Source organism: Hymenobacter chitinivorans DSM 11115 (assembly GCF_002797555.1).
Taxonomy (GTDB): Bacteria; Bacteroidota; Bacteroidia; order Cytophagales; family Hymenobacteraceae; genus Hymenobacter; species Hymenobacter chitinivorans.
Window position 1 is genome coordinate 1,321,878 of the sequence record NZ_PGFA01000001.1, and the last position, 13,109, is coordinate 1,334,986.

At 59.4% G+C, this 13,109-nt stretch carries 13 protein-coding genes; 7 read left to right on the forward strand and 6 right to left on the reverse strand.

The annotated features are described in order from the left end of the window. Positions 1-105: 105 nt before the first annotated feature. A complete protein-coding gene (locus tag CLV45_RS05485) occupies positions 106-3,555 on the forward strand; it encodes a pyruvate carboxylase (protein WP_100335375.1) in 3,450 nt (1,149 codons plus the stop codon). A gap of 74 nt (positions 3,556-3,629) precedes the next feature. On the opposite strand, the gene CLV45_RS05490 is transcribed toward CLV45_RS05485, so the two are convergent. After that, positions 3,630-4,103 (reverse strand): META domain-containing protein, encoded by a 474-nt coding sequence (locus tag CLV45_RS05490; protein ID WP_157807310.1) that lies wholly within the window; start codon positions 4,101-4,103, stop codon positions 3,630-3,632. 106 nt (positions 4,104-4,209) lie between these two features. Here CLV45_RS05490 and CLV45_RS05495 point away from each other — a divergent pair, with 106 nt between their 5' ends. Further along, on the forward strand, positions 4,210-5,556 hold the full coding sequence (locus tag CLV45_RS05495; protein ID WP_100335377.1) for a M20/M25/M40 family metallo-hydrolase: 1,347 nt from the start codon (positions 4,210-4,212) through the stop codon (positions 5,554-5,556). 114 nt (positions 5,557-5,670) lie between these two features. On the opposite strand, the gene CLV45_RS05500 is transcribed toward CLV45_RS05495, so the two are convergent. The 3 genes from CLV45_RS05500 to CLV45_RS05510 form a co-directional block, all read right to left on the reverse strand. Further along, a complete protein-coding gene (locus CLV45_RS05500) occupies positions 5,671-6,006 on the reverse strand; it encodes a hypothetical protein (RefSeq protein WP_100335378.1) in 336 nt (111 codons plus the stop codon). Between the two features lie 135 nt (positions 6,007-6,141). After that, positions 6,142-6,987: a transporter gene (locus CLV45_RS05505; RefSeq protein ID WP_100335379.1), complete on the reverse strand. Its 846-nt coding sequence runs from the start codon at positions 6,985-6,987 to the stop codon at positions 6,142-6,144. A gap of 276 nt (positions 6,988-7,263) precedes the next feature. Then, on the reverse strand, positions 7,264-7,602 hold the full coding sequence (locus CLV45_RS05510) for a tetratricopeptide repeat protein (protein WP_100335380.1): 339 nt from the start codon (positions 7,600-7,602) through the stop codon (positions 7,264-7,266). A gap of 78 nt (positions 7,603-7,680) precedes the next feature. Between CLV45_RS05510 and CLV45_RS05515 the strand changes: the two genes are divergently transcribed. The 5 genes from CLV45_RS05515 (at position 7,681) to CLV45_RS05535 (ending at position 11,330) form a co-directional block, all read left to right on the forward strand. Beyond that, entirely contained in the window at positions 7,681-8,421 is a 741-nt protein-coding gene (locus CLV45_RS05515) for an electron transfer flavoprotein subunit beta/FixA family protein (protein ID WP_100335381.1), read from the forward strand. A 106-nt stretch (positions 8,422-8,527) separates the two neighbouring features. Then, complete coding sequence (locus CLV45_RS05520) at positions 8,528-9,505, forward strand: electron transfer flavoprotein subunit alpha/FixB family protein (protein WP_100335382.1); 978 nt, start codon at positions 8,528-8,530, stop codon at positions 9,503-9,505. 99 nt (positions 9,506-9,604) lie between these two features. Next, positions 9,605-10,228, forward strand: coding sequence for a bifunctional nuclease family protein (locus tag CLV45_RS05525; protein WP_100335383.1), 624 nt, complete (start codon positions 9,605-9,607; stop codon positions 10,226-10,228). Between the two features lie 277 nt (positions 10,229-10,505). After that, positions 10,506-10,697 (forward strand): hypothetical protein, encoded by a 192-nt coding sequence (locus CLV45_RS05530; protein WP_100335384.1) that lies wholly within the window; start codon positions 10,506-10,508, stop codon positions 10,695-10,697. A gap of 87 nt (positions 10,698-10,784) precedes the next feature. After that, positions 10,785-11,330 carry a YfiT family bacillithiol transferase gene (locus tag CLV45_RS05535; protein WP_100335385.1) on the forward strand — a complete coding sequence of 182 codons (546 nt, stop codon included), beginning with the start codon at positions 10,785-10,787 and terminating at the stop codon, positions 11,328-11,330. Positions 11,331-11,406: 76 nt separating this feature from the next. Here CLV45_RS05535 and CLV45_RS05540 read toward each other — a convergent pair whose 3' ends face one another. Further along, a complete protein-coding gene (locus CLV45_RS05540) occupies positions 11,407-12,216 on the reverse strand; it encodes an ABC transporter ATP-binding protein (RefSeq protein ID WP_100335386.1) in 810 nt (269 codons plus the stop codon). Positions 12,217-12,332: 116 nt separating this feature from the next. After that, complete coding sequence (locus CLV45_RS05545; protein WP_100335387.1) at positions 12,333-13,064, reverse strand: MlaE family ABC transporter permease; 732 nt, start codon at positions 13,062-13,064, stop codon at positions 12,333-12,335. Positions 13,065-13,109 lie beyond the last annotated feature (45 nt).

Below are 13,109 nucleotides of genomic sequence, written 5' to 3' on the forward strand. Positions count from 1 at the left end.
AGCAGTTAGCAAAAATTCGCTGCAGAATTCTAGGGTTTACCTGCCTTTTTCCTAGCTTTCCGTCCGCAACGCTCTTTCCACTGCCAAATCCGTCTACCGTCGTCTATGAACATCCGCAAACTGCTGGTCGCCAACCGGGGCGAAATTGCCATCCGCGTATTACGGGCCGCCACCGAGCTGGGCATTCCCACCGTGGCCATCTACACCTACGAGGACCGCTACTCGCTGCACCGCTACAAAGCCGATGAAGCCTACCAGATTGGCCGCGACGACGACCCGCTGAAGCCGTATCTGGACATTGAAGGTATTTTGCGCGTAGCCAAGGCCAACGGCGTGGATGCCATTCACCCCGGCTACGGCTTCCTGTCGGAAAACGCGACGCTGGCCCGGCGCTGCGGGGAGGAAGGCATCATCTTCGTCGGCCCCCGCCCGGAAGTCATGGAAGCCCTCGGCGACAAAGTAGCCGCCAAAAAAGTGGCCGTGCAGTGCCAGGTACCCATCATCGAAAGCAGCATCGAGGACCTCAACGACTTCGAAACGGCCCAGCGCGAAGCCAGCCGCATCGGCTACCCGGTGATGTTGAAAGCGGCCAGTGGGGGCGGGGGCCGGGGCATGCGCGTCATCCGCGACGATGAGCAGCTGGAGCGCGGCTTCTTCGAGGCCCGCAACGAGGCCCTGAAAGCCTTCGGCGACGACACGGTGTTTCTGGAGAAGTTTGTCGAGAACCCCAAGCACATCGAAGTGCAGCTCGTGGCCGATACCCACGGCAACATCGTGCACCTCTACGAGCGGGACTGCTCGGTGCAGCGCCGCTACCAGAAAGTGGTGGAAGTGGCGCCTTCGCTGAATTTGCCCGACCACATGCGCCACTTATTATATGAGTACGCGCTGCGCCTGGGCCGGGCCGTGAACTACAACAACGTAGGCACCGTCGAATTTCTGGTGAACCCCGAAATGGACCGGATTTACTTTATCGAGGTGAATCCGCGCATCCAGGTGGAGCACACCGTGACGGAAATGATTACCGGCATCGACCTGATTAAAACCCAGATCTACATTGCCGACGGCGCCCGGCTCTCCGACCCCGAAATCGGGCTGGAAGTGGGAGGGAAGCCGATGAAAAACGGCTACGCCATTCAGTGCCGCATTACCACCGAAGACCCCGAAAACGACTTCAAGCCCGATTACGGCACCATCGTGGCCTACCGCTCGGCCGGCGGCTTCGGCATCCGCCTCGACCAGGGTTCGGTGTACCAGGGCGCCAAGATTTCGCCGTTTTTCGACTCACTGCTGGTGAAAGTGTCGGCCCATGCGCCCACGCTGGAAGGGGCCGCCTCCAAGATGGCCCGGACCCTGGACGAGTTCCGCATCCGCGGGGTGCGCACCAACATCCAGTTTCTGCAGAATATCATTGCCAACCCGACTTTCGTGAGCGGGCAGGCCAACGTGGACTTTATCAAGGACCACCAGGAGCTCTTCAAGTTCAAGCCCCGACAGGACCGCGGCACCAAAATCCTGGGTTTCGTCGGCGACATCATCGTCAACGGCAACCCCGACGTGAAGGGACTCATAGACCCCAAAAAGGAACTGCGCAAGCCCATTCTGCCCCGGTTCGACCAGGACGCGGCCTACCAGCCCGGCACCAAGAACAAGCTCACCGAGCTGGGCCCCGAAGGCTTTGCCCAGTGGCTGCGCCAGGACCCGCTGGTGCACTACACCGACACCACCTTCCGCGACGCCCACCAAAGCCTGCTGGCCACCCGCATGCGCACCTTCGACATGCTGAAAGTGGCGGAGCGCTACGCCAAAATGCACCCCCAGACGTTTTCGATGGAAGTCTGGGGTGGCGCTACCTTCGACGTGGCCCTGCGCTTTTTGCACGAAGACCCCTGGGAGCGGCTGGCCAAAATCCGGGAGGCCGTGCCCAATATCTTGCTCCAGATGCTGATTCGCGGGGCCAACGGGGTGGGCTACAAGGCCTATCCGGACAACCTGACCGAGCGGTTTGTGCAGCAGGCTTGGGAAACCGGCGTCGACGTGTTCCGCATCTTCGACTCGCTCAACTGGATGCCGGGCATGGAGTCCTGCATCAACTTCGTGCGCAAGAAAACCAAGGGCTTAGCCGAAGCCAGCATCTGCTACACGGGCGACATTCTGGACCCCAAGCGCAACCAGAAATACTCGCTCGACTACTACCTGCGCCTAGCCAAGCAAATCGAAGACGCCGGCGCCCACATCCTCTGCATCAAGGATATGGCCGGCCTGCTCAAGCCCTACGCCGCTACTGAGCTCATCACGGCCCTGCGCGACACGGTCAAGATTCCGATTCACCTGCACACCCACGACACCTCGTCGTTGCAGCCCGCCACCTACCTCAAGGCCGTGGAAGCCGGTGTCGACGTCATCGACGTGGCCATGGGCTCCTTGTCGGGCCTGACTTCGCAGCCCAACTTCAACTCGGTGGTGGAAATGTTCCGCGGCACGCCCCGGCACCGGGAGTTCGACCAGGACAGCCTCAACGACTTCTCCAACTACTGGGAAACCGTGCGCGAGTACTACTATCCGTTCGAGTCGGGCCTGAAGGCCGGCACCTCAGAAGTATTCCAGCACGAAATTCCCGGCGGGCAGTACTCCAACCTGCGCCCCCAGGCCGCCGCCCTGGGCCTCGGCGACAAGTTCGAGCAGGTGAAAAAGACCTTTGCTGAGGTCAACGAGCTGTTCGGCGACATCGTCAAGGTGACGCCCTCCTCGAAAGTCGTCGGCGACATGGCCCTGTTCATGGTGTCCAATAACCTGACCACGACCGACGTGCTCGAAAAAGGCCATTCGCTGAGCTTCCCCGAGTCGGTGCAAAGCCTGTTCCGCGGCGACATTGGGCAGCCCGAGGGCGGCTGGCCTCGGGAATTGCAAAAGCTGATTCTCAAGGACGAAAAGCCGTTTACTGACCGGCCCAACGAGCATCTCAAGCCCATCGACTTCAAGAAGGAGTGGAAGAAGTTCGAGGAGAAGTTCGGCGAAGGCGTCAAGTTCACCGACCTGCTGAGCTACCTGCTCTACCCCAAGGTGTTCGAGCAATACTGGGCCCACTTCCAGCAGTACGGCGACGTATCGTTGGTGCCCACCCGGGTGTTTTTCTACGGCCTCAAGCCCGGTCAGGAAACCATCATCGACATTGCCCGCGGCAAGTCGGTCATTGTCAAGCTTCGTTCAATAGGCGAGGTCAACGACGACGGCTGCCGCACGGTGTTCTTCTCCTTCAACGGGCAGACCCGCAACCTGGAAGTGCGCGACAAGTCGGTGGAAGTCAAGACGGTGCGCAACCAGAAGATTGACAAGGCCAACCCCCGCCAGGTAGGCGCTCCACTGCAGGGCATGCTTTCTAAAGTGCTGGTCGAAAGCGGGCAGCAGGTCAAACGCAACACCCCGCTCTTCATCATCGAGGCCATGAAGATGGAAACCACCATCACCGCCCCCGACGATACCACCGTGCAGGGCGTGCAGCTCCCCGAGGGCACCCTGGTCAACGCTGACGACTTGGTGCTGACTCTGGCCTAGCCAATGGTCCTGACCTGAAAAAAAGCCGGTTTGCAGCAGCAAACCGGCTTTTTCGTGTTGTTAAATAAGCTGGGTTAATGCAGATACACTGCGTGCAGCACGGCCTGGGGCTGGCTGGCTTCAGCACTGTACAGGCGCAGGGTGTCGCCGCTAATCTGGTAGGTGCGGGTAGCGGCTAACGCGGCCAGAAAATCTTTTTCCGTAGCGTTATCCTGCTCCGAGAGGCAAGCCATGCGGGTGCTCAGCAGCGGGCCAAATTGCAGTTGACCGGCTTGAGCTCCTGTGAAGGTGCCCCGAAACCGGTTGCAGCCCGCGTTGCCCTCAGCCCGCTGCTCGTCGTTGCGGAGCAGCAAATACGCCTCGCCGTTGGTCGGAGTCAGTATGGCACGATTCTGTAGTGAGCGTAGTACCCAGCGGGTGTTGCGCAGTTCGGCCGTCGGTATAGTCGCCTCAGCAGCCTGGCTCAGGGGCGCTGGCGCCGAGGCCCGGCAACCAGTCAGCAACGAAATCAGAATTGCACTGGATAGGGGCAATAGTCGCTTAATCATGTTCGAAAACGAAATAAACGGTTCGAAAACCGTGAAAATGGTAGAAAAAATGCCAAAAAGCCGCCAAGCATTCCGGGATGAGTTGCCAAAAGGCTTAATTTGCGTTATGCAAAAATTCCCTCCCATCGTCTTATTTCTCGCTCTGCTTTCGGTTCCACTTATTGCGCAAAAAAAGCCAGCCTCGACAACTACCACGCCAGGAGTTGCCGCTGCGACGGTAGAACGGGTGGCCCGGGCGCTGGCCGATGACGACATGCAGGGGCGGGCTTCCACCCAGGCAGGCGGCCTGAAAGCCGCCCAGTTTCTGGCCGCCGAGTTCCAGCGCCTTGGTCTGGAGTCGTTACCGGGCGTGAAGGGCTACGAGCAAGTGTTTCCGGTGTACGAAGCCAAAACGGCCGCCCTCTACGTGACTATCAACGGCACCAACGTGCCAGCCGATAAAACCCTGCTCATCTCGGGGCAGCCCCAGCTCAACTGGACCAGCGAGGACGACCCCGCCGCCCGCGTCATGGTAATTAGCGCCCAAGCCATGCCCCGGCAGGTATTTCAGCAGATTCTGCAGCCCACCGAAAACCTGATTGTAATTCTGGATCCGGCCCGGGCCGAAGATTTTCAGCGCCTGGTCAACTACACCAAGCGCGGCCGACTCTCGGCCGACAAGCCCGGCCCGTACTCCTGCGTAGTGGCCCTGATGACGACCCCGAATGCCGGCATCAAGTTTCGCGTGGCCGCTAACACTACCGTGCGCCCCATTGAGATTCGCAACGTGGTGGGCGTGCTGCCGGGCAAAGACAAGGACCGGACCGCCGAAATGGTGGTTTTCTCCTCCCACTACGACCATCTGGGGCTGATTGAGCCCGTGGCCGGCGACAATATTGCCAATGGCGCCGACGACGACGCTAGTGGTACGACGGCCGTGGTGGCCCTGGCTGAGTATTTTAAGAAGAAGAACGACAACGCCCGCACCCTGGTTTTTGCCGCTTTCACGGCCGAGGAAATTGGGGGCTTTGGTTCCCAGTACTTCTCCCGCCAGCTCGACGCCAAGCAGATTACGGCCATGTTCAACATCGAAATGATTGGCAAGCAGGCCAAGTTCGGTCCAAACACGGCCTTCATTACCGGCTTCGATAAGTCGGACTTCGGCAAGCTGCTGCAGCGCAACCTCACCGGCACGCCCTTCCGCTTCGAGCCCGACCCGTACCCCGAGCAAAACCTGTTTTACCGCTCCGACAACGCTACCCTGGCCCGCCTGGGCGTACCGGCCCACACCATCAGCACCGACCAGATTCCGACCGATAAGCGCTACCACACCGTCGACGACGAAATTGAAAGTTTGGACCTGCCCAATATGACGGCCGTCATTACCGCCATTGCCCGCAGCTCGGCCGGCATCGTGTCGGGCCAGCAGACGCCCACCCGCATCAACCCCGAAGCCGTGGGGCAGCGGCCCTAAGCGCGGCCGGCCCCCAAAGCAGAAGCCCTGACCAACAACTGCTGGTCAGGGCTTCTGCTTTAGAGAGGCATACGGGCTAAGTCGTTTTTTTCAAGCGGTTACGGCAACGGCAGGCTACAGCTTGCGGATGGAAATAATAGTAGCTGGTAGCTCCCGGGGAGCAGGCGGCCCGGCCGTGCGCGTGAGCTGCTCCAACGCCTGGAGGCGGTCGGCTTGCTGGTTGTGCTGCTCCACGAGCTGGGCGTAGGCGTCGGTAAGCAGCTTTATTTGCTCCTTCAACTCGCTGACCTCCAGCGCGCCGGCATACCGTGGATCCGGCTGCTCCGGGTCGCTCAAACCACGGGCCGGCCGGTAGTGGCCGTTGCTGTCCGGCGCAATCTGGGCCTGCGCAGGGGCTGAAGTCAGGACGAGGAGAAAAAAGCCGAAAGTGGGAGCGTAGTAGTTTTTCATATAGCAGAAGGAAAATCGTTTGTATAAAACAAGTATAATAAAATCTATTATTAGTACCAAATAATAAGACACAAAGAATTGCTGTCGAGGCTCAGCAATTCTTTGTGTCTTAATAAATAGTATTCGGGGAAAGGCTTAGCGGCCGACCCGTAAGCTCAGGCCGGCGCCTACCGTGGTGCCGCTGTAGGCGCCGGAAAAGGCTTTGCCCGCATTTACGTCCAGGCGCAGGCCCGGCCAGGGCCGCCAGTACAGGCCCGAGGTTACGCCGGGGGCCAGGGTGCTTTGCTGCTGCCAGGTGGCGTAAGTTTCGGCAAAGAACCCGACTGACTTGGTCAACGGGCCGTTCAGGGCCAGCGTCCCCAAGTAGGTGCCCAGTTTGGTATCGGCGGCCTTGAAGCCCCGCTGCCGAAAGCCAAAGTTGGCTTCCAGGCCAAACCGCTCCCCGAGTTGCTGCGACACCAGCAGACGGGCCGCCGGCTCGTACTGGGTCGGCTGCAAAGATGGGTCCCCGTTGCGCAGGGTCATTTCGGCCAGCACCACCACCTGGGAGCGGGCATTGGGCGTGGTCGAGGCCAGAAACTTGGCGCCCACCGTCGTGGCCGTCAAGCCGCTGGGACGCCGCACCTCCGTACTGCCAGGCTCGGTGGCCAGGGCTGGGGGCAGCGGAGCCAGATAACGCTGGGCCACCCGCAACTCAATGTTGTTGAAGAAGCCCACCCGGAGCAGGCCGGTACTCAAACTGCGGCTGGTGGCGCTGCCGGGGCTAAACGGGTCGGGCTGGCTGCTAATGCCGGTTTCGAGCTGAAACTGGCCCGGGTTGAGCATATTGGTGGTAATGGTCTGCCCGGGCCGGTCGGGGCGAATGTTGCGCACAAAGGGCGTGTCTTCGTTGCCGAGGCTGGGGTCAGTGGTCTGGGCCAGGGTGCGGGCGGCGCCACCGAGCAGCAGCGCGGCGGTAGTCAGCAGAGTGGTCTTACGCATGCCCAGTTGACACCCGCCACCGCTTTATCGTTCGAATACGGCTATAAAGCCTCGTTAAAACGCAATTTCTCTTAACAGGTTACAATTATTCCAGCCTTTTGCTTGAAAATGCTCGGCATGCAGCGTATTTTGCGGAGCGAACTACCCGCCCGTTCCGGATCAGGAACGGGCCCGGTGGCTCGCCCCGCGCCTGTTACTCACCCATTTTCTGTTGTTCCGCCTCATGCCCGCCACTGTTCCCTGACTTTCGCCCGGTGCCGGAAAGGCCCCGGCCGCTTACTCGTCTTCGTAGTCGAGGCCGAGCAGCGAGTTCAGGGCCTGCTGGATTTCACTGGCGGCGTGCATCTGGCCCGCTTTGCGGCTGACCTGCAGCCCGCGCCGGTAAACCTTTTCGGCTTCTTCTGGATTTTGTAAGTGCTCCAGCATCTTGCCCGCGTGGTAGTACGTACCCACGTAGTCCGGGTGCTCATCCAGAAGTTTCTGGTAATACTCCATAGCCCGTTGGGGCTCCGTCGTCCGATACTCAGTGGCCAGGGCGTAGATGATGAACGGGTCGTTCGGGTCTTCGTTGTAAAAGGTCAGCAGCTGCTGCAGGCGGGTCGGCGTAGTGTCCATCGGGAGGGAGTTTTCTGTATCTTCGCCCGAAATTAGGGGCTTTCCCGTAGTTTATCTCCCATCCACAAGCAGCCGTAGATGAAGTTTCTCGTTTGCATCAGCAACGTTCCCGACACGACCACCAAAATCACCTTCACGCCCGATAACAAGGAGTTCAACAAGGCCGGGGTGCAGTTCGTGATTAATCCCTGGGACGAATACGCCCTGACCCGCGCCATTGAGCTCAAAGAAGCCCAGGGCAGCGGCACCGTAACCGTCCTCAACGTTGGCGAAGCCGACACCGAGCCCAACATTCGTAAAGCCCTGGCCATCGGCGCCGACGACGCTATCCGCGTCAACGCCGCGCCCACGGACGCCTACTTCGTGGCCCAGCAGATTGCTGCCATTGCCAAAGAAGGCGCCTACGACGTGATTCTGATGGGCAAGGAAAGCATTGACTACAACGGCTTCCAAGTACACGGCATGGTGGGCGAACTGCTCGGCATCCCGACCGTGGCCCCGGCCATGAAGCTCGATATGAGCGGCAACACCGCCACGCTGGAGCGCGAAATCGAGGGTGGCAAGGAAATCGTGGAGGTAAATACGCCTTTCGTGGCTTCCTGCCAGCAGCCCATGTGCGAGCCCCGCATCCCCAACATGCGCGGCATCATGACGGCCCGCACCAAGCCCCTGAAAGTAGTGGAGCCCGTAGGTGAAGGTGCCCGCACCGCGGTAGCCGAGTACGCGCTGCCCCCCAAGAAGCAGGGCGTGAAGCTCATTCCCGCCGAGTCGGCCGGGGATTTGATCAAGCTGCTCCGCAACGAAGCCAAGGTGATTTAATTGGTTTTTGGTCGTTGGTTTTTTGCTTTTGGCTTAGGTCAAATTAGCAAGAAATCAGCTCGTTGAACACCAAGAAACCAAAAACCAAACTCAAAAAACCAAAGAAATGTCCGTTCTAGTAGTAGTTGAATGTGATGGCGGCGAGGTTAAAAAGTCGTCGTTGGAAGTGGCTTCCTACGGGAGCCAGGTAGCCCAGATGCTCGGCACCACGGCCACGGCCGTAGCCGTAGGGGAGGCCACCGAAGCCAACCTGGCCCAGCTCGGCGAGCAGGGTATCAGCAAGGTGCTGTATGACGCGGAGCCCCGGTTGAAAGATTTCGTCAATGGCGCTTACACTAAGCTCATTGCCGCCGCCGCCGAGAAGGAAGGCGCCCAGGTAATTGTGCTGGCTAACTCCAACATTGGCGCCGCCGTGGGCTCGCGCCTGTCGGTGCGGCTGAAGGCCAGCCTGGCCACCAACGTAGTAGAACTGCCCAAAAACGACGGCGGCAGCTTCACCGTGAAGCGCGGCGCCTTCTCGGGCAAAGCCTTTGCCGACGTGGTGCTGACCGGCGACCGGAAAATTCTGGCCGTAAAGAAAAACTCAATTGAGGCCCTGCACGAAGCCGGCAAAACCGCCCAAGTAGAGGCCTTCTCGGCCAGCCTCTCGGATGCCGATTTCGCCGACGCGCCCAAGCAGGTGGTGATGCAGGATCAGGCCGGCGGCGTGCTGCTGCCCGAGGCTGACCGTGTGGTATCGGGTGGCCGGGGCATGAAAGGCCCCGAAAACTGGCACCTGATTGAGGACCTGGCCAAGGCCCTGGGTGCGGCTACGGCCTGCTCCAAGCCCGTGTCGGACGTCGACTGGCGCCCTCACCACGAGCACGTGGGTCAGACGGGTATCACGGTTTCGCCCAACCTGTATATTGCCTGCGGTATTTCGGGTGCTATTCAGCACCTGGCGGGGGTCAACTCCTCGAAAGTGATTGTCGTAATCAACAAAGATCCGGAAGCGCCGTTCTTCAAGGCTGCTGATTATGGCATCGTAGGCGACGTTTTCGAAGTTCTGCCCAAACTCACCCAGGCCGTTAAGGAATTGAATTAGGGTCTTGGGGTCTTGGGTTTCAGAAACGAGAAAGCCTAGCTTTGTCCTTCTGACGCGTCCAAGACCCCAAGCTCCCAAGACCCTAAGCTCCTAGATACCTTGAAAAAAATACAGCTCGAAATTCTGGGCCTTTCCTCCAGCCAGTCGCAGTCCGGCTCTTTTGCCCTGATTCTGGGCGAGAAGACCGGTAACCGGCGTTTGCCCATCATCATCGGCATGTTTGAGGCGCAAAGCATTGCCATTCAGATTGAGAAAATCAACCCCAACCGGCCGCTCACGCACGACCTGTTCAAGTCGTTTGCCGAGCACGTGCACGTGGCCGTGCTGGAAGTGCTGATTTCGGATCTGAAGGAAGGCGTGTTCTACTCCAAGATTGTGTGCACCGACGGGGCCACGACCTTCGAGCTGGATGCCCGCCCCAGCGACGCCATTGCCATCGGGCTGCGCTTCGGCGTCCCGATTTTCACGGTGGAAAGCGTGCTGAGCGAAGCCGGTATCATCCTCAGTGACCTCGACGAAAACGCTGATGACGATGCCGACGAGGATGACGAGGACGAGGATGACGACAGTGCCGGCACGCCCAAGCCGGAGCCCACGCCCCGGGACCCCAGCGGGCAGGTTTCGCTGGACGAGCTGACCAAGATGCTGGCCCAGGCCCTGGAAAAAGAAGATTACGAAAAGGCCGCCAAAATCCGCGACGAACTCAACAAGCGCAACGGCTAAGGTTTGGCCTCATTATGAAAGGCTTCTCCAGCACGGAGGAGCCTTTTTTTGTGCCCTCGCTACACCACAAGGAGCAGTAAGGAGCAGGATTGGGGGGCTTCAGTCCTTCGTACTGGCCGCTGGCAGCTGCGTAGTTCTACGATAAAGTGCTCCTGGAAAATACGCATTTATAGGCTCTGCAGGCCGTTTTGCTAGACTCCGTCGAGTTATCTGCGTTTGAAAAGGAGCCCTGGGGAACTGGGGTGTCCATTCCTTTCCAACCTTAATGCTCTGAGCTATGAAACGCAAACACCTGTCGGCTGACCACCGCACTCCCAAAGCCACCTCCAAGGAGGAACGGATTCGCCACAACAATTTTTCCGTGGAGCTGGACCCGCTGCCCCGGGAGCAGAACCAGGATTATCTGCCGCTGAAAGTGCGGGGGCCCGAGCCCCTGCGGCCCATGGATTTTGACCGGCCCGGGTGGTGACAGCGCCCGTCGGGCGGCGGAGACTGGCGGAGCAGCGGCCGGGCAAACGGGTTTTAGTACCTTGCCGCTTTCAAGCAAACCGCGCTAATGGAAACCACCACCGCCCCCGACCTTCGCTACCCGATTGGCCACGTTCAGCTGCCCGACGAGCCCCTGAGCCAGGGCACGCGCCTGGCCCTGATTGCCCGCATTGCCGTGCTGCCCGACCAGGTGCGGGCCGCCGTTACCGGCCTGACGCCCGCCCAGCTCGATACGCCCTACCGGCCCGGGGGCTGGACGGTGCGCCAAGTTATTCACCACTTGCCCGACTCCCACCTGAACGCCTACACCCGGATGCGGCTGGCCCTGACCGAGGAAAACCCAACTATTCGTCCCTACGATGAGCAGGCGTGGGCGGAGCTGCCCGACGTGACGGCTACGCCCGTGGCCGTGTCGTTGGCGCTGCTGGAGGCACTGCACATCCGCTGGACCATCTTGCTGCGCCAACTTACCGACGCGCAGTGGCTGCGCACCTTTCACCACCCGGAGTCCAAGCGTGATATCAGCTTGGACCATGCTTTGGCCACCTACGCCTGGCACGGGCAGCACCATTTGGCCCACATTACCGAGCTGCGGCGGCGGGAAGGGTTTTAACTAACTTACTTGACGACCATGCAAAAGGCCGGTTCACGCGCGTGAACCGGCCTTTTACACTTTAACCCAACCAGGCTTAGATATTGTAGGCGTCGTCGGCGGTGGCGGCGGCCAGGCCGCCTTCGGTTTCCTCGTCCACCTTCTTGGCGGCCCGCACCAGGCTGCTGCTGAAAATAAACTCCTTGAGCTCGGGCACCGTGGTGTTCAGGATTTCATCCTTGTTGCCGTCCCAGAGCTTGCGGCCCTGGTGCAGGTAGATGATATGGTCCCCGATTTCGACCACCGAGTTCATGTCGTGGGTGATGACGACGGTGGTGATTTTATACTCGTGGGTAATTTCGTAGATGAGCTCGTCAATCTTGATGCTGGTGGCCGGGTCGAGGCCGGAGTTGGGCTCGTCGCAGAACAGGTAGGTGCAGTTGGGGGCAATGGCGCGGGCAATGCCGACGCGCTTTTTCATGCCCCCCGAAATTTCGGAGGGCATCTTGTTGCCGGCATTTTCCAGGCCTACGCGCTTGAGGCAGAACTCGACCCGGTCGCGCCGTTCTTCCTTGCTCATTTCGGGGGTGAGCATCTTGAGCGGAAACTCGGTGTTTTCGAACACCGTCATCGAGTCGAACAACGCCCCGCCCTGAAACAGCATCCCGATTTTGCGCCGGATTTCCTGCTTGATGTCCACCTTGTTGTTGGTAAACACCAGCCCGTCGAAGGTGATGCTGCCCAAGTCGGGCTTCATCAAGCCCACGATGCACTGTAGCAGCACGCTTTTGCCCGTGCCCGAACCCCCGAGCAGCAGGTTACACTTGCCCGTCTCGAAGGTGCAGGTAATGCCCTTCAGCACGGGGTTGCCGTTGAACGACTTCTGAACGTTATGAACTTCAATCATGCTAATGTGCTCAAATGCTAATGTGGTTGAATGTGCTAATAATTAACGTGCTGACTCAATTGGTTCTAATGAACAGTTCATTAGCACTTCAGCACATCTACACAGTAGCACATTAACTAAAGAAGGACGGCCGCCAGCACGTAGTCGGCCAGCAGGATGGCAATGATGGAATTGGTAACGGCGCCGGTGCTGGCCGCGCCTACTTCCAGGGCGCCGCCCTTGGTATAATAGCCCTTGTACGAGGAAATGGCCGACACGAGGAAGGCAAAAACTACTGATTTAATCAGGGCGAAGACAATGTTGTAAGGCACAAAGTCGGTGCGGATGCCTTCCACGTACTCCTGGGCCGACATGGCGCCCGACAAGGTGCCGGCCAGGTAACCGCCCATAATGGAGAGAACCATGGCCAGAATAACCAGCAGCGGAAACATGAGCATGGCGGCCACAATCTTGGGCAACACCAGGTAAGAAGCCGAGTTGATGCCCATTACTTCCAGCGCATCGACCTGCTCGGTGATGCGCATCGTGCCCAGGCCGCCGGCAATGCTGGAGCCGACTTTGCCGGCCAGCACGATGCTGGTAATGGTGGGAGCCAGCTCCAGAATCGTCATTTCGCGCACCATGAAGCCGATGGTGGACTTGGGAATCAGGGGATTAACCAGGTTATAGGCAATCTGGACGCAGGTAACGGCCCCGATAAAGGCCGAAACGATGGCCACGATAAAGACGGAGTCGATGCCGATGAGAATGGCTTCATCGAGGGTGCGTTGCCAGAGCGTACCCAGCCGTTCCTTCCGCACCAGCATGCTTTGCATGAAGAGCAGAAATTCACCGAAGGTTTTAACCATAAAAAGAGGAGGAGAAAAGATAAAAGCTCAAACTTGCGCCGCCGG